The following is a 21,766-nucleotide window of genomic DNA, read 5'->3' as shown; positions in this document are numbered from 1 at the left end:
TCCTTCAGAACGGCGGCTCGTTAGCGAACCCGCTGTGCGGGCCGGCGGGCGCGGCTCCCCACGGGTCGGTCGGCGGAGGGCTCGCCTTCGCGCCGTGGCGGTCGGGCTTGTTCACCGTGGCGGTGGCGTAGCGCAGAGACGGGCCGACCTCGTCCACTTCCAGCTCGACGACGGTGCGCTTCTCGCCGTCCTTGGTCTCGAAGGAGCGCTGGCGCAGCCTGCCCTGCACGATCACCCGCATGCCGCGTGTCAGCGATTCGGCCGCGTTCTCTGCTGGTTGCCGCCAGATGTTGCAGCGCAGGAACAGGGCCTCGCCGTCTTTCCACTCGCCGGTTTGGCGGTCGTAGGTGCGGGGTGTGCAGGCTACGGTGAAGTTCGTTACGGCGGCGCCGGAGGGGGTGAAGCGCAGCTCCGCGTCGGCGGTGAGGTTGCCGACCACGGTGATGATGGTTTCTCCTGCCATGTCAGAACTCCTTCATCCGGTCGGCGTAGAGGTAGTAGTCGGGATCCGCTGGCGTCCACGGCAGCGTTTGCCCGTGCTGCAACGAGGTCGGCCAGTTGCGTTTCGCGGGAGCCGCGCCAGGCCACGACGTCGACCAGCACGGGCCGCTCTCGGTTGCGGCGGGCCAGTTCGCCCGTGCCGAGGTCGCCTTGGTCCTTGGCTCGGCGCAGTCCATAGCCGTACTCGGGCCAGCGCAGCCACAGCGACGAGCCGGAGGGCCGCATCCGCCGGTCACCAGCGGAGTCGGTTGCATGACCGGCGTGGGCTTCGGTGATCAGTGCGCAGTTGTGCCGTACCCGCACGGAATCCAGGACGTGCACCAGCTCGCGGGCCAGGCGCTCGTCGTTGGGGTCGCCGTGGTGCAGCCGGTACAGCGGGCCGATGACGAGCAGGTCCGGCGCGGTCGCCTGCATCGCCCGTTCCAGCCAGGCCACGTCCGCGCCCCGGGTGAGGTCGAGGCCCTGCGGGCGGATCTCCACGAAGAACTGGTGCGCCCAGTCCACGGGTGGCATGTCGGCGTGGAACCGCAGGCCATCGACGCTGCGGACCAGGCGCCGGTAGCGGCGGCGGGTTTGGGCTTCGCTGTTCTCGGTGTCGACCACCAGGACGCGGATCTGCTGGCTGCCGTCGCCGAGCATGGTGCCGGTGAACGGGTGCAGACCGCCGCAGAGCGTGGCCGCGACCTGCGAGACCAGCACGGACTTGCCGCTGCCTTCCGCTCCGGTGAGCACCATCCGGTCGCCGCGTTCCAGCAGGCCGGGCACCAGCCATCGATACTGGTCCTCGCCCGCGAGCAGTTCGTCCAGCGAGGTCGGCTCGTAGGTGGTGGCCTGGGCGCTGCGTTCGGCTTCGTCGCAGGCGGTGCGCAGCCGGGACACCGCGGAGTGGGTGTCGATCCGGTCGTCTTCGACGAACTCGCCGTCCAGCATCGCGATGTTGCGCTGCATGGTCATCACGAGGTTTCGCTGAGCGCCCAGCTCGGTGATCCTCGCGGCGTAGGTCGGCGCGTGGTTGACGACGGTGAACCCGGTGTAGAGCCGGGCCAGGTACGCGCCGTCGACCTGGGTCAGCAAGCCGTCGGCCATAACCTGCGACAGCACCGTGGTCGGGTCGATCGGCTCGCCGCGCACCAGCATGCCGGTCAGCACCGTGGCCAGCGTCTGGTTGATCGGCCGCCACCACGCATCTGGCGGCACGGACCGCAGCGCCGGACCCGCCGCGTCGGCGTTCCACAGCACCGCGCCGAGCAGTGCTTCTTCGGCGGCGACGTCGGAGATCGTGGTCATTGTTCGCAGTACCTCCGCCAGTCCTCGGTCTTCGGGCCGCCGGCGGGACGCAGGTCCCGGGCCTTGTCCAACCAGGTCGTGAACGCGGCATTCCAGTTGGCCATCAGCCGTCCAGTGGCTTCGGCGTGATGCCGGAACCGAAACGCTTCCCGGTCGAGGTCGAGCCGGTGTTCGTCGGCGTAGGCCCGGTGGGTGTCGTTGGGGCGCCACTCGTGCGGCAGCCGGGAGCGGGGTTTGCGTCTCGGGGGCTTCGGGGCGGGCGCGGACGCGCCTCCATCCAATAACCCTTCAATTCCCCTTCTATTACCCTTCTGGGTCCACGACGTGGAGGGGTGACCTCCACCGTGTGGAGGGGTGACCTCCATGCCGTGGAGGGGTGGGGTCCACGAGCTGGAGGGGTGGGGTCCATGCGGTGGAGGGGTAGAAGGCGGTTGCTCCTCCGGCTCCTGGCGGGGTGCGGTGTCCTCGGTGGACGGTTCCGGTGCCTGCTCAGGTTCCGGCGGGATCTCCCTGCGGGTGGCCGTTCTCGTCGTAGGGCGGAAGCGTTCCGGGTGGAACCGGTAGACGTTCGAGGAGTTGGAGCGCGGGGTGCGGGTGATCACACCGTCCCGCTCCAGCTCGCCGAGGTACTTGCGCACCGTGGAGTGGCCCACGCCGGCCAGGTCGGCGATGTGGGCCACCGACGGGTACACGGTCAGCGTCTCCGGCGGCGCGATGCTGGCCAGTGCTGTGGCGACCATGCGCTTGGACAGCGGGGCCAGGTCCGAGTGCAGGACCACGTTCAACAGCTCGACACTCATTGCTGCCCACCGCCCAAATTCAGGACGTACAGGGGCTTCCGGCCGATCTGTTCGTTGGTCGGCACCAGCACCCCGTCGACAACGAGTTCACGCACGGCGTCCTCGATGGCGTCATCCGGCAGCGCCGTCCAGCGTCGGAGCGTGACGTAGTTGATCACCACCTCGTTGTGGATTCCCGCGCAGTCGGCAAGGCAGAGCAGCACCAGCCGCTTGTCTGCCGGGCCTACCCGGCTCCGCAGTGCCGCCACCAGGGCATCTCCACTCACCGGTTCACCTCCAGGTCTTCGATCGGTTCACCGCAGCACGCGCCCGAGGAGTTCGGCGGTGGCGCGGGTGTAGGGACGGTGCGCGAGCACGGAGAGCGCGAGCTGATTGCGCCGCAACAGTTCCGCTCGCGCAGGGGCGTTGATGGGCAGAACCCTCGCGTGGTCGTCGGTCACGGCTGTTCCTCGGCGGCGATCCAGACGCGGTTGACCGAGGCGTGCCGGGAGGGGCGTGACGACGGTTCCCACCGGACGGGCACGATCTCGCCCCGGCGTGCGGCGGCCTGGATGATCGCGGGAAGGACGTTCGGATGGTGCGGCTGCACGTCGGGTGGCACTCGCTCGCGGAGCGCATCCGCGGTGAACTCGCAGCGCTCCCGGATCATCTCGGCCAGGGTGGCTTCGGCGTGTTCCCGGAAGGTGTTTCGGTGGACCGCGACCTCGGCCGCGAGCACGGATTCAGTGCCGGCCAGCCGCAGCTGCTCTCCTGACTCAGGCATCGCCACCGCCCCCGATCGCACGGCGGATCGCTCGCAAGTCGCGTTCGGCCTTCTGTGCGCGCTGTTTCCAGCGGTCGCGGTCCTTGGCGATCTCATCGAGCTTGGCTAGCTGCGCGAGCACCTGGGCCACGCTGTCGTTTCCGTTGGCGGCCTTCGTCTTCTTGTCCTTGCGGTGCCGGTTCAGGTGCGGACGGACGCTGGCCGGGTTCGGGTTGGTGTAGTCGCAGTGCGCACACCCATAGGTCACCTCGCCGCCGTCGAGGACCAGCGTCCGGATCTGCTGCCAGTAGACCGGGCTGCCATTTCGCGCCGCGATGGGCGCGAGGGTGGGTTCGTCGGTGATGACTCTGCGGCCGTTCACGATGCGCGGCATGGGACCTCCTGATCGGTGTGCAGGTACCGGCCCGCGTCATCGAGCAGGACCATGCCGTGGCTGAACACGAACACGGTGACCGCCCGAGGGTCCTGCCAGGACGGCACGGACCAGCCCAGCCGGTAGGCATCGGCGGGGTTCTGAGTGATGCGGCCGTGGCACCCGGTCGTGCCCGACCCGCACAAGTGCAGGCCGTTGGACGGCAACCACAAGCCGCCCTGCGAGGCGTTCTTGCGGTGGTGGAAGTTGGTGGCGGTGGCCGACCCGCAGACCTCGCAGATCCATCCGGAACGGGCCGCGACCAGATCACGGGCGGTGCGCTGGCTCATCTCCCCACCCCCGTTTCGACGCCGTACATCAGCCGGACCGATGCGCCGACCGATTGCCAGGCCCGCAATTCCGCCTCCACTGCTTTGGCGGTGCGCTCGGCGTACTTGAACAGGACCTCGGCCTCCTCGGCTTCCGCACGCTGCGTGCGGGTTGCCAGCTCGGCGCGGTGCTTCTTCTCGTGAGCCGGGCCGACAGCGTCGAGATACGCCTGGGAGTAGGCGGCCTCGTAGTCGCGGCGGGCCTTGCGGGAGGCCCGTTCTCGCTCGGTGCAGACCGTGACGCCCTCGTGGATGCGTTCGGAACAGGTCCTGATGTTGTTCTCGATCTGCACCGGGTTCAGCGGCGCGTCGGTCATGCCCGCTCCTCGGACGCCTTGTAGTCCAGAAGCCGTTGCTTGTACTCGGCAAGCTCCGCGACGTCCGCAGCGCGGATGTCCGCGCCGTTCATCACGCGCCGGAAGTCGGACTCGATCGTCTCCAGGCCGTAGCCCTTCTCCTTCGCCAGCGCCGCGATCTCGCCCCGGACCTGGGCGGCTTGATCGCCTTGCGCGGCTGGCTCGGCGCGTTCGTAGCTCTCGGCATCCGGATCACGGTCGTCGGTGGGCAGCGTCAGCAGTTGCAGCAGCGCGATCCGGTAGGCCACGGACATGGCCTTGGCGGTGCCTTTGTCGCCCATGTCGAGTGCTTCACCCGGAACGACCGTGTCGACGTAGTCGCCTGCTGGACCCCAGAACCGGTAGCGGACCTGCACCGTGCATTCACGAGCGGGCTTGTCCTTGCTCGTGCGCACGTCGCGGTATGCGGCCGACTCCAGCAGCGGCGCAGGCACCACGCCGAACTCCCGGAACTTCGGGCCGACAGCGTTGACCACATCGTCAATGCCCCGGAAATCGAACCCTTGATCCCGGTTGCGCTGCGCCTTCGCGACCGATCGCACCGAGGACATGACCTGGCTGATGATCTCGTGAATGGGCAGCTGCCGGTGTCCGTCACTCACGAGCCCCCTCCGGCAATCTCGTGACCCGCCAGGTAACCCACCGCGTTGTGCTGGGCCTGCATGACAACCTGTTCCGCGAGCCGGCGGCCGTGCTCGGTCGGAGTCACCCGGGCGGCCGAGGGAGGCGCGGTGACGACCTCAAGCCCGGGAACGTCCAGCGTTCCGTCCGGCGCGCACGGCTCGCCCGCAGCCTTCGAGACGTCCTTGAGCCGTTCCAGGAACGCCGGGCGCACCACGGGCACGGTCTCGACTTCGGTCGGGTAACGCTCGGCGACCCATGCCGCGAGGGCGCGTTCGTCGGTGACGACCACCTTGGTCGCCGAGCGAGGGACGGTGACGGCGGCGATCTCGGTGCCGTCCGGCAGGGTCGGGTGCAGCGTCCCGCGACTGGCCATCTCCGCCAGTGTCGCCGTCTTCTCGTGCTTGGCGGCCGAAGAGAACGCCTCGGCCATCAGATGCAGCACGGCCGCACGGTTGGCGTGGTCGGTCAGGCTCATGCCGTCACCGCCGCGACCACCATGAGCTGCTGGCAGATCTCCATGAGCACCTGGATGATCGCCACGATTCCCTCATCGCCTTCGACCGCGTGGTGCGCGCTGATGATGTCGCTGCCGAGCGCGGGGTCATCGTTGAGCGCTGCCGCCCACAGCCGGGTCGCGGCGACCTCGTTGACGTCGGTTTCGTCAGGCAGCTGCTCGGCGTCGAGGAAGAAGAACGCCTCCTCGGAGTCGACCCCGGTGATCTGGTACGTGAGATCGGCGGCCGACAGCGCACCCCCGACGGTCAACATCCACATCTTCTGGGACTGGTCGCCGTCGCCCTGGAGGTAGCCGTGCAACGTGGGCAGCGTGGGCCGGTCAAGGATCCGGTCCACGACGAGGTCCCGGAAGGTCGACAGTGCTCTTTCCATATCGGCCGTGCGCTGGTTGTCCTGCTGCGTCTGGTCCATGTGGATTCACCTCGTCAGGAACGTGTTTCGGGCAGAAGTCGCCGTGCTCGTCGATGCACCAGCCCTCCTCGCGGGCACGCAGACGCAGCACCCAGCACGTGGTGGTGTCATCGAGGTAGAAGGCCGTGCAGTCAGGGGCGTCGCAGCGCAGCAGCATGTGCGCGCTCATGGCCCCTCGTTCTCGCCGGACCCGGCGGTCGCCAGCAGCTCGGGGAGGAACTCTGGCTGCGGCTCGTCCAGAACGGTCTGGATGTCGGCGGACAAAATGAACGGGTCAACGTCCACTTCGGCCATCAACTCATCCAGGATCGGCACCGGACTAGATTCCGGCACAGACGTACCGATTTCAGCTGAGCTACCTGTTGAACTAGACAATTTGGACCGTCCTTGACCTGGCGATTAGCCGAACCCGATCGATCTCTCGATAGTCAGTTCGATAAACAGCGCCCGGATCGTTGGAGCTGTGCCCGTTCGGCGTTACGCGCCCGGCGGTCGCGCTCCTGCGCGCCTCGCGCACGCATTTGATCGCGATAGCGCTCCAGTTCGGCCACCTCGATGAGATCGCACTGGCGGCCCACCCCAGCGCGAAAGAGTGCGATCCGCCCCTTGGAGACCATTTCTCGCATCGCCTTGGGGCCGACTCCGAGAATTTCCTGGGCTCCCTTTCGGGTCACAACCTCTTGCCCCAGGTATAGGTAAACAGTCGTACCTGGAGATACGATTTCACTGGTCGGGTTTTCAATTGCCCTTACGTCCACCGGATGAACCTTCCCATTGGGCATGTAGTACTCCTTACGACAGCGTCCCGGTCCCCTTCCCGGAGGCGCAGTGGTCTTGCTTCTCCTTGCATGGTGTTTGCGCTGTGCTCGTTCCCCGTATGCGCCTTCGATCTTTAACCTCGTCCCACGGGAACGTCAACGACCAGCGATCTTCATGACGCACACGCGAAGACACAACATCGACCACGCGAGGGCACCACAAAGACACCACAAAGACACCACGAAACTGCGTTCAAATAGTGAGAAAACTGCGTCTTGACGCACCGAGACCAGCGCAAAGAACCGGCGAGGCGATCAAAGCTTGATCGCCTCGCCGGATATTTGCGTTCCGCGTGAAATTATGTCGCAACGCCACCCGTTCGGCGCAGCGCAGCCGTGCGAACATACGTTCCACGGCATGGGATAGCCGCTGGTTAAGCAGCACGCTCCGTGATCATGCTCACGGGCGCTGAGGCGGCCGGGGACTCGCCTCCGGCCACCCCAGCGGGGTACAGCGGGGGCGTCGACAGGCCCCCGCCGAAGGCCGCGTCGACCGCCTCCCTGTGCTCCTGCTCGTGCTCGAAGTCCTGGATGTACCGCATGGTCATCGCCACCGTGGCATGGCCCATCAATTTCTGTAGTTCCCGGATGTCGCGGGTAGCCCGGTAGATTTTCGTGGCAAAGGCGCGACGCAGATCGTGCCATCCGACAAGCGGCTGTTTACCCGAATCCGCCATGCGCTCAATCTGTGCGCGATCACGGCACTGCTGCATTGCGCCGGTAAGGTAACCCGTGCCCGCCGGAGCAAGACGACGCTTTCCTGACGAGCCTTTCCGGAAAATTCTTTGCTGCCCCTCGGGAACGAAATAAGCGACGTGGTGATTCCACGCCGACAAGGCTCGGGCACTGAGCGGCACCCGGCGGATCACCCCGTTTTTCACGTGCGGGCTCAGTTCGGTTCCATCGCGACTCGTTGTTCGCGTGATCCACAAGTACGCTCGCCCGTCGGGGGAATACTCGATATCGGTAACCGACAGGGCCGCCAGTTCCGACACTCGCAATCCCGTGTCATGACCGATGATCACTGCGGCCCACAGGTGCGACGGCATCGCGGCGGCCAGCCGGGTCAGCTCGGCGTCGGTCAGCAGGCGCCGCCGGGTGGGCTGGTCCCCGCGCACCGTGATGCCCCAGTGCGCCGGATGGTGCTCAGCCGCCAGCACGCCGTCGCGGACGGCTCGCCGAGCCACGGTCGCCAGGGCGATGATCCGGGTCTGCCGCGTCTTCGCAGCCAGATGCCCGATGGTGGAGTAGTAGCGCTCGACCGCGTCGGCAGTGAGCCGTTCAACCGGGAAGCCGTCGCCGAAGTGCTCCCGCACGGCGCAGCGCACAGCGCCCCGGTAGGAGTTGCGACTGCTGTTGGCGAGATCAGGCGTCCGGTCGATCGCACCGGGTGCGTAGGCGTCCAGCGTGACCGCCCCACGCCGGGGTGCGACCTTGGCGTCCAACCCGGAGGCGAGCGCCCTCAGATGAAGTTCGTATGCGTCGCCTGCCGCCTTGGCGGTGGCCTTCGTCGGGTAATCCGGCGAGTCCGGCACCCGGGCGCACTTCCGCCGGCCGGTCGCATCGGCCAGTGGTTCCCGGTAGTAGGCAGCCCAGCTGCCCGAGGCGAGTGATCGGGCGTAGCCCATTGCTCATGTCCCTTTCGGTCATGAGCACAGCGCACCGGCGAGCCTAGCCCAGAATCAAGCCCGGTGATGATCTTGTGTAGCGCTACGAGTAGCAGACGCCGTATCAAGATCGAATACACCGGGCCTGACCTGGGAGGGCACTTGCTGTCCGATTTTTCGGTCAGAAGTGCCCTTTACACGTCCCGTGCTGTCAGCCATCGCCTACCTGCGGAGAAACTTCGTGACCAGCGGAGTTCTCAGCTATCCGCGAGTTCCCGATATCTCTGGCGCTTGTGGCTGAACTGAGGTGATCTCAGCGAGAGATGGTATCGTATAGCAAGAAAGTGATACCGTTGCTGGGATTTCCTCAGTTGGGGCGTGCAATTCCGGTGCGGTCAGAACGTCAGAACGTATAGAAGCTGGGGCCGTTGACGGTGCGCACGTTCGCGCCCACGCGCCCATCGTAGGAGAGAGAGCCGATGTACCTGTCGGAGTTCGCCACCTTAATGTCAACTCGTTCAGCATGGTTGCCACCATATTTGAACGACTGGCAGGTCCCACGCCTGACGACGAAAGTCGAGAACCCGCCACGCTCGGTAAATGTCGCGAAAGAGTCGAAGTTGCCCCCGGAGCACAACTTGAAGACCCCAGGTGTGGCGGCCTGGGCGATGCCAGCCTGCCCGAGGACAAGAGCGGCACCGAGCGCACTGGAGATAGCCACGCCGCGAACGACCGAACGGAAAGATGACTTCATTATGTTCTCCTTTGTGTTGTATAGCGAGGACGATTGAAACAGAGCTCCTGACAGCCGGACAGGAATCCCTCCGCGAAGAGGCTATTCGTGCCACGGAAACTGCCCTATCTAACATGAGTGATCGACTGGAACCAGACGCCGCGTCAGAACCGCCCTCGGTAACAAGGCGCAACGGATCTATGCTGCCGCCGCATATCCCCAGTTGAACGCCCTTAACTGGGCGGGATGAATTATCCGGGGTCGGTCAGGGCGCTGAGGCGTACTTGGCGTCGTTCGAAGGACGCGTATCGGGCAACGGGTCAACCACCAACCCAGTTCACAAGATGACCACGATGTTGTGGCCGGACGAGATCGGTGAACCGGAACTCTTGCCGCTCTCCGAGGTCGACACGCTGTTGGCCGGCGCATTCGCCCCTCCGCTTACCGGGATGAGTAACTCGACAAGCTTCGGGAGCCCAGTTCCTCCAGAGCCGAAGGGCAGCAGCCCGCCTTCGAGATCTGGAACCTCAACCACAAGCTACGACGAAGACTGGTCGAACTGGCTGACCGAGCGCGACAGGCGACTGCTCGACTCCCTGACCGGTAGAGCTCTCACCACGCGCGCACAGGCTGACGACGAGTCGGCCTGCGCGCTCACACCGTGATCAAATCGATTACCCCCTGACGCGCGGGCCGTTGCTCTGTGTGATCTTGCTGTTCTCGTGATACGCAGCGTGCATGTCTACGGAGATCGGCTGCGGAACGCTGCCGCTGACGGCTGCCCAGACGGGCGTGTGGTTCGCCCAGGAGTTCGATCCGGCCAACCCTATCTACCGGGCCGCGGAGGCGCTGGAGATCGACGGCCCGGTGGATGTCGCGCTGCTCGAGGTCGCGTTGCGCCAGGTCGTTGACGAGGCGGAAGCACTGCGGGCCCGATTCGGTGACGACGGCCACGGGCGGATTTGGCAGGCGATCGAACCGTTGCCGGACTGGCAGCTGCCGGTGGTCGATCTGCGCGGGGCCGCCGATCCGGTTGGGGCCGCCGAGGAGTGGATGTGGGCCGATCTGGGCAGGCCGGCGGACCTCCGCCGCTCGCCGCTGTTCTCGTTCGCCTTGCTACGGACGGGGCAGCAGCGGTTCACCGTCTACCTCGGACTGCACCACATCATCTTGGACGGCTTCGGCCTCTCGCTGTTCATCCAGCGGGTCGCGGAACTCTACACGGCGGCCGAGGAGAGGCGTCCCGCCCCGCCGTGCCCGTTCGGCTCCCTGGCGCAGATCCTGGCCGATGAGGCCGAATACGAGGCGTCCGAGCGCTTCGCCCGCGATCAGCAGTACTGGGCGGAGCAACTGGCCGACTGGCCTGCGTCGCGCGGGTCGCACCGACCGTCGTCGATCGTGCCCCACACCTTCCTCCGCGAGACCGGTTACGTGACCCCGGCGGACACCGAGGGCCTGCGGGCGCTGGCGCGGCAGGCCCGCACGAGCCTGCCATCGGTCGCGATGTCCGCGCTGGCGCTGTACGTGCATCGGTTGGCGGGAAACGACGAGGTCACGCTGGACCTGACGGTGAACGGCCGGGCGGGCAGCGCCGCGCGCGGCGTGCCGTCGATGGTGGCCAACGTGCTGCCGCTGCGCACCCGGATGACGCCGTCGACCACCGTTGCGGAGCTGGTGCGCACCACCGCGAACAGCGCGAAGAACCTGCTGCGCCACCAGCGCTACTCCTCGACGCACCTGCTGCGCGATCTCGGGATCGCCCATCACCGCGGCGGATACCTCGGCGACTGGGGCATCAACGTCATGACCCACGACGTCCAGCTCCGGTTCGGCCGCCACCCCGCAGTGCTGCGCAACCTCTCGAACGGCCCGGTGACCGGCCTCGGCGTCAACGTCTACGACAGGCCCGCCGATGGATCACTGCGGATCGACTTCAACTCGGATCCGGCCAAGTACGACGCGGCGACCACGGCGGCGCACCACCGCCGTTTCCTCGCACTGTTGCACGCACTCGCGACCGCAGACCTCGAGCGGCAAGTTGGCGCGATCGACATGCTGTCCTCGGATGAGCGCGAACTGGTTCTGAACGCGTGGAACGACACCAGGCGGGAGACGCCGGCCACGACGTTGCCGGAACTGTTCGAGGCCCGAGTCCGCGCGGCACCCGATGCCACCGCGCTGGTCTGCGGCTCGACGACGTTGTCCGCCGCCGAACTCAACACCCGAGCCAATCGCCTGGCGCACCTGCTGATCGCACGTGGCGCTGGCCCAGAAACGCGCATCGCGCTGGCGTTGCCGCGCACTGCCGACTACATCGTCGCGGTGCTGGCGGTGCTCAAGGCCGGCGCGGTTTGCGTGCCGCTCGACACGAGCCATCCACCCGCCCGGATCGAGGCGCTGCTCTCGGACGCCCGGCCGCTCCACGTGCTCACCACCGCGACGACCAGCGCGACTCTTCCGGTCGAGCAGCCGCTCCTGGTGCTCGACGACGTCGGCATCGACCGGCAGCCCGGCACCGATCCGGCTGGCACCCACCGGCCGGACCACGCGGCGTACGTCAGCTTCACCTCCGGCTCGACGGGCAGGCCGAAGGGAGTGGTCGTCGAGCACCGCCAGCTCGCCAACCTCTTCCACGACCACCAGCGCGAGCTGATCGCCCCGGCGGGGCGGCGACTGCGCGCGGCGTTGACCGCGTCGTTCTCGTTCGACACCGCATGGGAGGGCCTGCTGTTCCTGGCCGCGGGGCAGGAAGTCCACCTCGTCGAGGACGCGGTGCGCCTTGACCCGGCCGCACTCGTGCGCTACTTCTCCCGGCACCGGATCGACTTCGCCGACCTCACCCCGTCTTTCCTCCGGCTCCTGCTGGCCGAGGGCCTGCTGTCCGGGCCGGAGAAGTTCCCGTGGCTGCTGATGGTCGGCGGCGAAGCGATCGATCCCGCGCTGTGGTCGACGCTGCGCGACTGCCCCGGTGTCGAGGCCTGGAACTACTACGGGCCTACGGAGTCCACAGTGGATGCTGTGTACTGCCGGATCGAAGGCGATCGGCCGGTCATCGGCCGTCCGGGGCACAACGTCCGGGCCTACGTCCTCGACCGGGCGATGCGACCCCAGCCGCCGCTCGTGCCCGGCGAGCTGTACCTGGCCGGTGACCAGGTCGCCCGCGGGTACCTCGACCAGAAGACGCTGACCGCGCAGAGCTTCCTGCCCGATCCGTTCGGGCCGCCTGGCGCGCGCATGTACCGCACCGGCGACGTGGCCCGGTGGACGGAGAACGGCGTGCTGGAGTACCTCGGCCGCACCGACGAGCAGGTCAAGATCCGAGGCGTCCGCATCGAGCCGCGCGAGATCGAGGCGGTGCTAACCGCGCATCCACGAGCCGCCGAGGCCGTGGTGACGACGACAACGTCCGCCGAGCCCGAGCTGATCGCTTACGTGGTTCCGGGGCCAGGGCCGGTCGACACGGCGGAACTCCGGTCGTGGCTCGCGAAAAGACTGCCCACTTCGATGGTGCCCGCGTCGTTCGTCCTGCTCGACGAGCTGCCCCTGACTGTGCACGGCAAGCTCGACCACTCGGCCTTGCCGGCCGCCGAAATCCGCGCCGGTCGGGCCGCCCGAACACCTCGCGAACAGCAGCTGTGCGCCCTGTTCGCCGAGGTGCTCGGCGTTGGCGAAGTCACCATCGACGACGATTTCTTCGAGCTGGGCGGGCAATCGCTGCTCGCGGCCGAACTCGTCACCCGCCTCCGCGCTGACCTGAGCGCCGAGGTGCCCCTCGGCGTCGTCTACGAGGCTCCGACCGTGGCCGACCTGGCGCGCATGCTGGAGCGGGAAACGTCGTCGAACGCCTTCGAGGCGCTGCTTCCGCTGCGTGCCAGCGGTTCTCGACGGCCACTGTTCTGCGTGCATCCGGTGGGTGGCCTTAGCTGGTGCTACGCCGGCCTGCCGCGCCACCTGCCCGAGGACGTGCCGGTCTACGGCCTGCAGTCCAGCGGATTGACCCGGCCCGACGACCTGCCCTCGTCGTTCCGCGAGATGATCGACGGCTACGTGCGCCAGATCCGCTCGCTGCAACAGACCGGGCCCTACCATCTGCTGGGCTGGTCGCTCGGCGGCGCATTGGCGCACGCGATCGCCACCCGCTTGCAAGCCGACGGCGAGCGCGTGGCGTTGCTCGCCCTGCTCGATGCCAGGCCGGTCGACCCGCAGGCACAGCGGGCCGCGCCCAAGCGCGAGGACGTCCGGTCGATGTTGCTTCAGGCGGCGGGCCTGCCGCCTGAAGCCGAGGCGCACCCTGCGCTGGGGGAGAAGCACCTCACGGCGCTCACCACGGTTCTCATCAACGCCGCCGCGCTGCTCCCGACCTACACCGAGTCCGTCTTCGACGGGGATCTGTTGTACTTCCGCGCGACGCAGGCCGACCACGTCTCCGATGGTGGCGAGTGGCGGTCGCGGATCACGGGTCAGGTGATCTCCCATGACATCGCGTGCACCCACCACACCATCACGCAGGCGGAACCGATGGCCGTCATCGGCAGGCTGATCGCAGACCACCCGCAATCGCAGCCGGCAGGCGGCGACCGCTGCCACATCGCGGTAGCGGCCGCGACGTCAGTCGCTGGAGCCCCGCAGATCCACAACCGGCCCGCCGTCGAGGTAGACCGCGAGCGCGGCGGGGCTGCTTAGCCTTCGCCCGCCGCGATTTGATCGTCGCAAGCGGGTGGGACGCCGTCGAAGCCGGTGGGCCAGTAGCGACCGCGCAGGGACAGCTCGAGGAGCATGCCGGTGGCTTCCTCGGGCGAGTCCTTGTCGTGTAGTGGCTGTAGAACGTCGCTCGGCCGAGATCGGCGCGCGGCGCAACAGGCTGATCGCCGCCACCGATGAGGGGTACCGCGTGCGCGACGAGGCGAGCTGCTGGTCGACCAGGCTCACGGCGGCTACTTCGAAGGGCTGCCCGAAGCCGCCGTGGTCCAGCTGCGCGAAACCCTGGGGCGGATCGTCTTCGCGTAGGTGCGGGCCTGCCTTCGCTGCGGTGCTTACTCGACCCGCGTGACCTGGGTTCCCTCGCCGTCCTCCGGCAGACGGACATCTTCGACGGTGATGTTCACCTCGACGACCTCAAGACCGGTCATGCGTTGGACGGCCTTGATGACGTTGCGGCGCACCAGCCGCGCCACCTCTGCTTGCGCGACCCCGTACTCAGCGGTGATCGCCAGGTCGATCGCGGTCTGCCGTTCGCCGACCTCGACGGCCACCCCGGTGGTCTGCGAGGCGCTGGCACCAGGAATGCGTTCCCGCAACGCCCCGAACGCCCGCGCCATCCCGGCACCGAGCGCGGCGACACCGGCGACTTCGAGAGTGGCGACTGCGGCGATCTTCTGCACCACCAGCGCCGCGACAGTGGTACGTCCGGTCGAGGGCTGCACGACTTCGCCGGTCGATGCCGGTTTGCTGGGCGTGGTGGTCCAACTTGACTCCGCGCTCGCGGCTTCCTGCCCCCGGCGCCCAGGTTCCTTCTCGGCCACCACGACCGCCTCCTCGTCAGCTCGTACTCATCTCGACAACGCGGGCCGCACAGATCCCAGTCGTCCTGTCAGTGTCGATCCGCGTTGCGTAGACCGCTACTCGCGCATGAGCACCGTGTGGTGTTGGGATCCACGTGTTGCGCGGGCTTCGCCGATGTCTGACCACCTGAGTAGCTTGGCTGCATGTCTGCACACGACAAGCCGATCGAGCTGCGGCCCGCCAGCCCCGCCGACGCAAAGCCAGTAGCGGACATTTGGTGCGGCGGATGGCGCGACGGCCACGTGGGACATGTACCCACGCTCTGGTCGCAGTCCGCAGGGCTGAGTCGTTCGCGCCCCGCGTGGCGCAGCGGGTCGAAGACACCGTGGTCTCGCTTTTCGACGGCACGGTGGCAGGATTCGTCATGGTGCTCTCCGCCCCGGTCGAGCAAGTCTACGTGGCCGTGGCCTACTGCGGCGGCATGGCAGCTCTGCTCCTCATCGAGGCGGAGCGCCGCGTCGTCGAGCCCGGTGACGACCTTGACTCCGGTGGCGAAGCCGGACATCGCTCGGCGGAATGCGGTGGGGTTCACGACGTCCTTGGCCGTTCCGCCCCGGTGGGCCGCCGCCGCTGGGCCCGGCGACCACTGTCCGCTGTGGACACCGCGTCAGCCGCCGTTCGCGGTCAGCGATCGGATGCCTCCCATGAACTCGCGCAGGCAGCGCGTGGCCAGTGCGGTCGGCGAGCCCGGTCCCTCGGTCGTCGCCTCCGCCTGCGCCCACGCTTCGAGCGAGATGCGGATGGCATCGGTCGCGGCCGCAGCGATCAGGCGCACCCCCACGGAGTCGGCCTCGGCCCCGGTCAGCGCCGCGAGCACCGGTCGCAGCTTCTCCTCGGATTCCTGGTTGACGACGTACCAGACGGCTCGCAGCGCCGGGTCGTGAGCCGCGACCCGCAGCAGCCCGTGGGTCCAGCGGAGCCTTTCGCGCGCTTCCTCGTCAGGTGTGGAGAGTGCCTGCTCGATCGCGGATTCCAGGGTGGTGGGCAGGTCGGCGCCGGGTTCGGCGTCGGCCAGCAGAGCGCGCCAGCGGTCCGCGCCGCCCGAGAGGAGTGGGGCGATGGAGTCCTGCTTGGTGCGGAAGTAGCGGTAGAAGGTGCGGGGCGCGACACCTGCTCGCTGGGCGATCTCCTCGGCGGTGGTGCCCTCCAACCCGCGCTCGGCGAACAGCTCGGCGGCGGCGCGTGCGATGTCGAGCTGGGTGGCCGCCTTGCGGCGCTCGGTCAGTGAGACGGGCTGAGGTGACTGAGTGTGGCGCACCGGTCAACCTTAACGTTGCGCGCCAGTCTGGCGCGAATTGCATAGGTGGCGCAATCTGCCACTAAGGCATATCGTGTACTCCACACCAACGGGGTCGATGGAGACATGGAGCGAGAACATGAACCGCTACGAAGGCCGACGCGTGCTCATCACCGGTGCTGGCTCGGGCATCGGTCAGGCGACCGTGCTTCGCGTGCTCGCGGAAGGCGGCAACGTCGTCGCGGCTGACATCAGCGAGCCGGGCTTAGCGGACACCGTCCAGAAAGCCAGCGCCGACGCTGACCGGCTCACCACGCTCGTGCTCGACATCTCCGACGAAGCGTCGGTCAGGGACGCCGTCGCCTCGGCCGTCTCAGTGCTCGGCGGCCTCGATGTTCTGGTTAACGCGGCCGGGATCCTGCGTTCTGCACACAGCGACAAGATGAGCCTCGCCGACTTCAACAAGATCATCTCGGTTAACCTGACCGGCACCTTCCTGATGATCCGCGAAGCCATTCCGGCGCTGCTGGGAGGAAACAGCGCCGCCGTGGTCAACTTCAGCTCCACCTCGGCGACCTTCGCTCACCCCTACATGGCGGCGTACGCGGCGAGCAAGGGCGGCATCCAGTCCATGACGCACGCCCTCGCAAGCGAGTACGGCAAGCGGGGCATCCGCTTCACCGCCGTTCAGCCCGGCTCCATCTCGTCGGGCATGACCGATGGCAGCGGGGCCAGTCGGTCGAGCGTTGGCCCGGGCCTGCCCGCCGACGCCGACTTGTCTCTCTTCGTGAAGCTGAGCCCGGCCATCGGCGAAGGCTACGCCGGTCCGGAAACGGTCGCGTCGGTCGTCGCGATGCTGGGCTCCGACGACGGCAAGTTCATCACCGGCACCGAGGTCCGCATCGACGGCGGGGCCCACTTCTGATGTCCCTCGCAGACGACGCGTTCCGCTATCGCACAGCCGTCATCGCCGGCGCCTCCGCCGGTATCGGCGCAGGTTTCGCCCGCCATGCCGCGCATGAGCGCTTCGGCGCGGTGGACCTGCTCGTCAACAACGCCGGGATCATGGCCACGGGGATACTCCCGGGAGATCCCGGCCGAGCGCTGGGACGCGATGCTCAGGGCCAACATCGGCGGTTGTGCCAACGGCATCCGGGTTTCGTGCCGAGAATGCTGGAGCGCGGGCGCAGCGAGATCTTCAAGGCTGGAAGGCCCGAAGGGCGTTACGCCACCGGAGATCGTCGCCTTCAACGAGCGGCTGCAAGAACGCGCCGACGAGCACCGACCCGAAGAGCACGCCGAACGGGTCTTCGAGAAATACGTGGAGCGCAAGTACTGGGTGATTCCGCAGCCTGAGGAGCTCTTCCCGGCGTTGCAGCCGCGCACGGACAGGATCCCCGACCGAGACGAACCCAGACCTGCGCATCATGTGAGGTCCTGCCCTGGTTCAGGCGACCGATAGTCCACAGTGGCGGCTACTGCCACGTCTGTCCGCACCGCCCAACCCGCATTGGGAATTGTGTTGCTGTGACCGCTGTGGGACCAACGGCCCTTGCTGCCGTTTCCAGTGAGGTTCACGCTCGGTCCAGGGGCCACTGATGAGTGCGCGTACGACCATTGCCTGATGAGGTCCGCAACGGCCTTGGCATCGATATCCGTTCCCGCGGGGGCAACGGTCGAGCTGGGACCGCCGGAAAGGCGCCGTCCCGGCCAAGGAGACGGCATGATGACTCGTTCGACTAGAGACCGCAGGACTGGGCGGAGAAGCAGCCGCCCGCGCTACCGCTGGGGCGGGCTCGCTTGTGGTGCAATGGCTTTGGTCGCGGTCGCATGCTCACCCGGCGAGTACCCGGACGGAGTCGGAAGTGGACTGCCGCCACCACCGACGACGGCCCCACCGGTCACGGACGAGGTCATCGCGCTCCAGACCCTTGAGGTGCCGAACCTGGGCACCGTCCTCGCCGGCCCCAGCGGTCGCACCTTGTACCTGTTCAGCAACGACCGGGACTCGCAGCCGACCTGCGTCGGCGGGTGCACCTCGGCCTGGCCGCCGCTCACGACGACCGGTCCGCCCACTGCCGGTGCGGGCGTGAACCCCGCTCTGCTCGGCGTCGCCACACGTCCGGACGGCCGCGCCCAGGTCGTCTACAACGGACATCCGCTGTACTACTACGAAGGTGACGACGTTCCCGGCGAAGCCAACGGTGACACCGTGAACTCCAACGGCGGCACCTGGTACGTGGTCTCGCCCGCTGGGAACAAGATCGAGCAGAACGGCGGCTAGCTGGACGTCGCGCCGATCACCGAACCTGCACGTCGCCTCTTCGAACCTGCCCCTCAGCGCCAGAGGCCGTCGCCGAGCTCCTGTCCTGGTTGTGCCGGATGGTCGGCGACCTGCTGCTGGCCACCGAGAGCGCTCGACTCGTGACCGCCGACGGGTCGCGTCGCCGACCTCGGTGCTCCGCAGAACAGCGCGAGGCAGAAGAACAAGCCCGATCCCGCCAGGGACAAGAACAGGCCCTGGGCGTACCAGGTTTCGGCCGCGTCGTCCGACGGGGTTCCGCCGGTCCACGTCAATGCCATCAAGCGGACGTTGCACCACATGGCCAACCCGAACAGCGCGGCGAATGCGCCCCAGATCGGCAGCCGCATGAGCCACTTCTTGCGGTGTGATCGATCCATGCCGCGTGATCCTGTCACCGCTTCGGCTCGTCACAACTTGCTCAACCCGTTAGGGCGACACTCGCCCGACCGAAGCGTCCGGGGTGCTTTCGCCGTTGGACCCGACGGCGGACCGCGATATCGGTGGTGGCGCACCTCGAACGCGGCAGTGCGGCCTTCGAGGTGGCCAGTATCTATCCGCGTGCGGTTCGACCGTCCCTGGAGCCAGTGGCATCCGGTGGCACCCGGTGGACCACTTCGGACAGACGCGGTACGTGATCACGCAGTGCTTGGGGCGGATCTGACTTCGCCGTTCCAGAGCCCCAGGACGGCCAGGTGCTCGTCGAAATGCACTTCGCCTCGATCTGCGGATCGGGCATGCACATCACCCTTCGACGTCAGCCGAGGTGACATCGAGGTCGACCACTGCCTAAGGAGCATGCACGAGCTCGACGAAGCCCGGCGGTCATGGAGCTGGCCCGCGCGCACGGCAACGGGGCGGCCAAGGTCGACATCTGGCTGCATCTGGCTGCCCGATCCGGTACTCCGGCGGTGTCGCAGCGCACCCTCGCGTGCTAGACGGCTTCGACGACCTTGCCCGCTGATTGCACGATCTTGCCGTGACGAGCAGGTGTGCGCGACGGCGGGAAGGCTTGCTGCCCCCGCGCCGCGCGCCGGTCTCCGTGCGGTGGCTGGTCGCGGTCGCCCACCCGCCCTCGGGCCACCGCGAGGGACCCCAGCACTGGCGATGCGGTGCTCATCTGGCTAACGGCGGAAGCCGGGGCGCCCGCCGCGACCCTCACCGCAACGGCCCTCGCCCTGCTAGGCGCCTTCGGCTACGCGCCGCGTGGCCCCGGCGGTGGTGGGGGACTCTTGGCGCGAAGCGCAATGCGGCTCCCCCTCCTGGTCCGGAGGGGGAGCCGCATTAAGGCTCAGCCGGGATTCCGATCGGTCGGGTCGGCGACGAGCGGAAGGCTCAGAGCGGGCGCACGCCGCTGGCCTGCGGGCCCTTCGCGCCCTGGGTGACCTCGTACTCCACCGCCTGGTTCTCATCGAGGCTGCGGAACCCGTTGGTGTCGATGGAGGAGTAGTGGACGAAAACGTCCGGGCCACCGTCGTTCGGGGCGATGAAGCCGAAGCCCTTTTCCGCGTTGAACCACTTCACGGTTCCCTGTGCCATGCTTTTCTCCTTCTTCGAGCGCTGGATGACGGAACACCACACTGTGTGGCGAACCGGGCCTTCAGATGGCAGTTTTCTCCAGATCGATCGAAGACAACAACACATCCGCACGAGATCCTGCGAACATGTACTAACACGTACCCAGAAACTAACGACCGCGGGCGAGCTTAGCATGATCCGCGCCGGCAAGGTCCAGCGATCACATCGTGACCCGTCGTGGCCGATGCCGGTGCGCTGCGCGCAGCAAGGCACCGCCCGATCGACGTGCGAATCCACTCAAACCGTTGACCGTTGACCGGCTGTCGCGCTCGCGGAACAAGGCGGCGATGTCGTCACCCGTGGTGAGGTCAGCGGTTGCTCGCGTTGTCCGGCAAGTGGGGCATGAGGCTCCGGTGTGGTTCCGGTGAGCAAGTTGTTTCATCTAAGTTTATTAGTTCAGTTATGACTGAATTTATTTCTGGGAGATCGAAGTGCGGTCGGCACCGCGCTGAGCGCTGCTAGCTTGGCGCTGTGGATCTCTTCTCGAGCTCTTGGGCGGCGTTGCGCGCGGCCGTCGCCGGACTCCGGGACCAGGACTTCGAGCGGCCGTCCGGCTGCACCGGCTGGCTCGTGCGGGACCTGGTGTGCCACCTCATCATCGACGCCCAGGACGTCCTGATCACTCTCGTGACCCCGGCCGATGCGGAGCCGACCCGGAACGCGGTGACCTACTGGAACGTCGCCGAAACGCCGCCGACCGGCGACGACCCGCTCGACGCGCTGATCGTCCGGCTGGCCGCTGCGTACGAGCAGCCGTGGCTGCTGAAGTTCCACCTCGACGACGTTGGCTCCGCCGCCGGTCGCGCCGCCGGGCTCGCGGATCGGGGCGTCCTGGTCAGCACCCAGGACCAGGTGCTCACCGCGGGCGACTACCTCTCCGCGTACGTCCTGGAGTGGACCTTGCATCACCTCGACCTGATCGCGCACCTCCCGGACGCCGCCGAACCGCCCACCGAAGGCCTGGCTCGCACCCGCGAGATGCTGGAAGAGATAGCCGGGGCACCGTTTCCCGCGTCGTGGTCCGACAAGGACGTGCTGCTGGTGGGCACCGGACGCCGGGCCCCGACGGACGCGGAGACGACCGAGATCGGCGAACTGGCCGCGAAGCTCCCGTTCGTCCTCGGGTGACCGGCTGGCGGAACGGGACCGAGGCGCTGCCCTGGCCGCGTCGTTCGGTTCACCATCCGTTGACGCACGGGGAGTTTCGCCGCCGGAGTCGCGGCGGAGATCGCCGGGCAGGCTGGCGGCCGGTGAAGTGGGGCGCTGTGCATCACCCATCAGCGGAGTCGGCGCAGCTCCGGATCATGATTCGAGCGTGGGGAGCGAGTTATTGTGGGCTCGGCGTAATAGACACGGCTCACCGGCCTGATCAGTCATCGGGGTGGTGACGGGCGAGCGGCGGAAGGAGCGTCCGAAGTGGCTGCTGCAGGCGAGGACGTGGAGTTCAGCCCGATGGACTGGGTGCGCAACCAGACGAAGAAGGTGCTTGAGACCGGGACCACTGAGGGCATCGAAATCCTCGGGTCGCCCATCGTGCTGCTGACGTTGCGCGGCGCGCGGACCGGCAAGTTGCGCTACACCCCGGTGATGCGCGTGGCGCAGGGCGGAAGCTATGCCGTGGTTGCGTCGAAGGGCGGCGCACCGGAGCACCCCACCTGGTATTACAACATCAAGGCGCACCCCGAGCTCTCGCTGCAGGATGGGACGGCGAACAGGAAGTACCTCGCTCGCGAGGTCGAGGGCGCCGAGCGGGCCGAGTGGTGGGGGCGTGCTGTCGCGGCTTACCCCCCGTACGCCGAGTACCAGGAGAAGACCGACCGGCAGATCCCCGTGTTCGTGCTCGACCCCAGGTGACGGCCCGGCCGGCGGCAGTACTTCCGGGGCTGACGGTCCCATCCTTCGAGAACGGGACGGGCAATGCCCGCGTCGG

At 67.5% G+C, this 21,766-nt stretch carries 26 protein-coding genes; 5 read left to right on the top strand and 21 right to left on the bottom strand.

The window, feature by feature from the left end:
• Positions 1-4: 4 nt before the first annotated feature.
• The 16 genes from SSPN_RS0117495 to SSPN_RS0117420 form a co-directional block, all read right to left on the bottom strand.
• Complete coding sequence (locus tag SSPN_RS0117495; protein WP_010696568.1) at positions 5-463, bottom strand: single-stranded DNA-binding protein; 459 nt, start codon at positions 461-463, stop codon at positions 5-7.
• The gene (locus SSPN_RS0117490; protein WP_010696566.1) at positions 379-1,788 is read right to left on the bottom strand and encodes an AAA family ATPase; all 1,410 of its coding nucleotides are present in this window, start codon (positions 1,786-1,788) and stop codon (positions 379-381) included. The genes SSPN_RS0117495 and SSPN_RS0117490 overlap by 85 nt, the downstream gene beginning before the upstream one ends.
• Positions 1,785-2,588, bottom strand: a complete 804-nt coding sequence (locus SSPN_RS0117485; RefSeq protein WP_010696564.1) for a helix-turn-helix domain-containing protein — start codon at positions 2,586-2,588, stop codon at positions 1,785-1,787. Before SSPN_RS0117485 ends, SSPN_RS0117490 begins: the two co-directional genes overlap by 4 nt.
• On the bottom strand, positions 2,585-2,854 hold the full coding sequence (locus SSPN_RS0117480; protein ID WP_143539558.1) for a hypothetical protein: 270 nt from the start codon (positions 2,852-2,854) through the stop codon (positions 2,585-2,587). Before SSPN_RS0117480 ends, SSPN_RS0117485 begins: the two co-directional genes overlap by 4 nt.
• A 27-nt stretch (positions 2,855-2,881) precedes the next feature.
• On the bottom strand, positions 2,882-3,028 hold the full coding sequence (locus SSPN_RS56785) for a hypothetical protein (protein WP_010696552.1): 147 nt from the start codon (positions 3,026-3,028) through the stop codon (positions 2,882-2,884).
• Positions 3,025-3,351 (bottom strand): hypothetical protein, encoded by a 327-nt coding sequence (locus tag SSPN_RS0117470; RefSeq protein ID WP_044574265.1) that lies wholly within the window; start codon positions 3,349-3,351, stop codon positions 3,025-3,027. Before SSPN_RS0117470 ends, SSPN_RS56785 begins: the two co-directional genes overlap by 4 nt.
• Positions 3,344-3,724 (bottom strand): hypothetical protein, encoded by a 381-nt coding sequence (locus SSPN_RS0117465; RefSeq protein WP_010696549.1) that lies wholly within the window; start codon positions 3,722-3,724, stop codon positions 3,344-3,346. Before SSPN_RS0117465 ends, SSPN_RS0117470 begins: the two co-directional genes overlap by 8 nt.
• Positions 3,709-4,053 (bottom strand): hypothetical protein, encoded by a 345-nt coding sequence (locus SSPN_RS44300; protein WP_010696548.1) that lies wholly within the window; start codon positions 4,051-4,053, stop codon positions 3,709-3,711. Before SSPN_RS44300 ends, SSPN_RS0117465 begins: the two co-directional genes overlap by 16 nt.
• Positions 4,050-4,409 (bottom strand): hypothetical protein, encoded by a 360-nt coding sequence (locus SSPN_RS0117455; protein ID WP_010696547.1) that lies wholly within the window; start codon positions 4,407-4,409, stop codon positions 4,050-4,052. Before SSPN_RS0117455 ends, SSPN_RS44300 begins: the two co-directional genes overlap by 4 nt.
• Positions 4,406-5,050, bottom strand: a complete 645-nt coding sequence (locus SSPN_RS48985; protein ID WP_010696546.1) for an ERF family protein — start codon at positions 5,048-5,050, stop codon at positions 4,406-4,408. The genes SSPN_RS0117455 and SSPN_RS48985 overlap by 4 nt, the downstream gene beginning before the upstream one ends.
• Complete coding sequence (locus SSPN_RS0117445; RefSeq protein ID WP_010696544.1) at positions 5,047-5,547, bottom strand: hypothetical protein; 501 nt, start codon at positions 5,545-5,547, stop codon at positions 5,047-5,049. Before SSPN_RS0117445 ends, SSPN_RS48985 begins: the two co-directional genes overlap by 4 nt.
• Entirely contained in the window at positions 5,544-5,999 is a 456-nt protein-coding gene (locus tag SSPN_RS0117440; RefSeq protein ID WP_010696542.1) for a hypothetical protein, read from the bottom strand. The genes SSPN_RS0117445 and SSPN_RS0117440 overlap by 4 nt, the downstream gene beginning before the upstream one ends.
• A gap of 165 nt (positions 6,000-6,164) precedes the next feature.
• The gene (locus tag SSPN_RS61670; RefSeq protein ID WP_272941741.1) at positions 6,165-6,293 is read right to left on the bottom strand and encodes a hypothetical protein; all 129 of its coding nucleotides are present in this window, start codon (positions 6,291-6,293) and stop codon (positions 6,165-6,167) included.
• 134 nt (positions 6,294-6,427) lie between these two features.
• Positions 6,428-6,781 carry a hypothetical protein gene (locus SSPN_RS54920; RefSeq protein ID WP_143539559.1) on the bottom strand — a complete coding sequence of 118 codons (354 nt, stop codon included), beginning with the start codon at positions 6,779-6,781 and terminating at the stop codon, positions 6,428-6,430.
• A 410-nt stretch (positions 6,782-7,191) separates the two neighbouring features.
• Positions 7,192-8,352 carry a tyrosine-type recombinase/integrase gene (locus tag SSPN_RS0117425; RefSeq protein WP_158309579.1) on the bottom strand — a complete coding sequence of 387 codons (1,161 nt, stop codon included), beginning with the start codon at positions 8,350-8,352 and terminating at the stop codon, positions 7,192-7,194.
• Positions 8,353-8,827: 475 nt separating this feature from the next.
• A complete protein-coding gene (locus SSPN_RS0117420; RefSeq protein ID WP_010696531.1) occupies positions 8,828-9,178 on the bottom strand; it encodes a hypothetical protein in 351 nt (116 codons plus the stop codon).
• 717 nt (positions 9,179-9,895) lie between these two features.
• Here SSPN_RS0117420 and SSPN_RS0117415 point away from each other — a divergent pair.
• Entirely contained in the window at positions 9,896-13,840 is a 3,945-nt protein-coding gene (locus SSPN_RS0117415; protein WP_010696527.1) for a non-ribosomal peptide synthetase, read from the top strand.
• Between the two features lie 350 nt (positions 13,841-14,190).
• Here SSPN_RS0117415 and SSPN_RS0117405 read toward each other — a convergent pair whose 3' ends face one another.
• Together SSPN_RS0117405 and SSPN_RS0117400 are read right to left on the bottom strand one after the other, a co-directional pair.
• Positions 14,191-14,682, bottom strand: coding sequence for an Asp23/Gls24 family envelope stress response protein (locus SSPN_RS0117405; RefSeq protein ID WP_010696524.1), 492 nt, complete (start codon positions 14,680-14,682; stop codon positions 14,191-14,193).
• Between the two features lie 644 nt (positions 14,683-15,326).
• Positions 15,327-15,977 (bottom strand): TetR family transcriptional regulator, encoded by a 651-nt coding sequence (locus SSPN_RS0117400; RefSeq protein WP_010696522.1) that lies wholly within the window; start codon positions 15,975-15,977, stop codon positions 15,327-15,329.
• 118 nt (positions 15,978-16,095) lie between these two features.
• On the opposite strand from SSPN_RS0117400, the gene SSPN_RS0117395 reads away from it, so the two are divergent.
• Positions 16,096-16,881 carry an SDR family NAD(P)-dependent oxidoreductase gene (locus SSPN_RS0117395; RefSeq protein WP_010696521.1) on the top strand — a complete coding sequence of 262 codons (786 nt, stop codon included), beginning with the start codon at positions 16,096-16,098 and terminating at the stop codon, positions 16,879-16,881.
• 885 nt (positions 16,882-17,766) lie between these two features.
• On the top strand, positions 17,767-18,240 hold the full coding sequence (locus tag SSPN_RS44290) for a COG4315 family predicted lipoprotein (RefSeq protein WP_010696516.1): 474 nt from the start codon (positions 17,767-17,769) through the stop codon (positions 18,238-18,240).
• 53 nt (positions 18,241-18,293) lie between these two features.
• Here the strand turns inward: SSPN_RS44290 and SSPN_RS0117380 are convergent, their stop codons facing one another.
• The 3 genes from SSPN_RS0117380 to SSPN_RS0117370 all read right to left on the bottom strand — a co-directional run bounded on the left by SSPN_RS0117380 (position 18,294) and on the right by SSPN_RS0117370 (position 19,797).
• A complete protein-coding gene (locus SSPN_RS0117380) occupies positions 18,294-18,638 on the bottom strand; it encodes a hypothetical protein (protein WP_010696515.1) in 345 nt (114 codons plus the stop codon).
• A gap of 554 nt (positions 18,639-19,192) precedes the next feature.
• The gene (locus SSPN_RS54915) at positions 19,193-19,378 is read right to left on the bottom strand and encodes a hypothetical protein (RefSeq protein ID WP_143539561.1); all 186 of its coding nucleotides are present in this window, start codon (positions 19,376-19,378) and stop codon (positions 19,193-19,195) included.
• Positions 19,379-19,593: 215 nt separating this feature from the next.
• Positions 19,594-19,797 (bottom strand): cold-shock protein, encoded by a 204-nt coding sequence (locus SSPN_RS0117370; protein ID WP_010696509.1) that lies wholly within the window; start codon positions 19,795-19,797, stop codon positions 19,594-19,596.
• A gap of 510 nt (positions 19,798-20,307) precedes the next feature.
• Between SSPN_RS0117370 and SSPN_RS0117365 the strand changes: the two genes are divergently transcribed.
• The gene (locus SSPN_RS0117365; RefSeq protein ID WP_029535441.1) at positions 20,308-20,964 is read left to right on the top strand and encodes a maleylpyruvate isomerase N-terminal domain-containing protein; all 657 of its coding nucleotides are present in this window, start codon (positions 20,308-20,310) and stop codon (positions 20,962-20,964) included.
• Between the two features lie 288 nt (positions 20,965-21,252).
• Positions 21,253-21,690, top strand: a complete 438-nt coding sequence (locus SSPN_RS0117360; protein ID WP_010696505.1) for a nitroreductase family deazaflavin-dependent oxidoreductase — start codon at positions 21,253-21,255, stop codon at positions 21,688-21,690.
• Positions 21,691-21,766 lie beyond the last annotated feature (76 nt).

Origin of the sequence: Saccharopolyspora spinosa NRRL 18395, from assembly GCF_000194155.1 — a bacterium.
Lineage (GTDB): Bacteria > Actinomycetota > Actinomycetes > Mycobacteriales > Pseudonocardiaceae > Saccharopolyspora > Saccharopolyspora spinosa.
The sequence above is the reverse complement of the archived record's forward strand: the minus strand, read 5'-3'. Positions and strand labels throughout refer to the sequence as shown.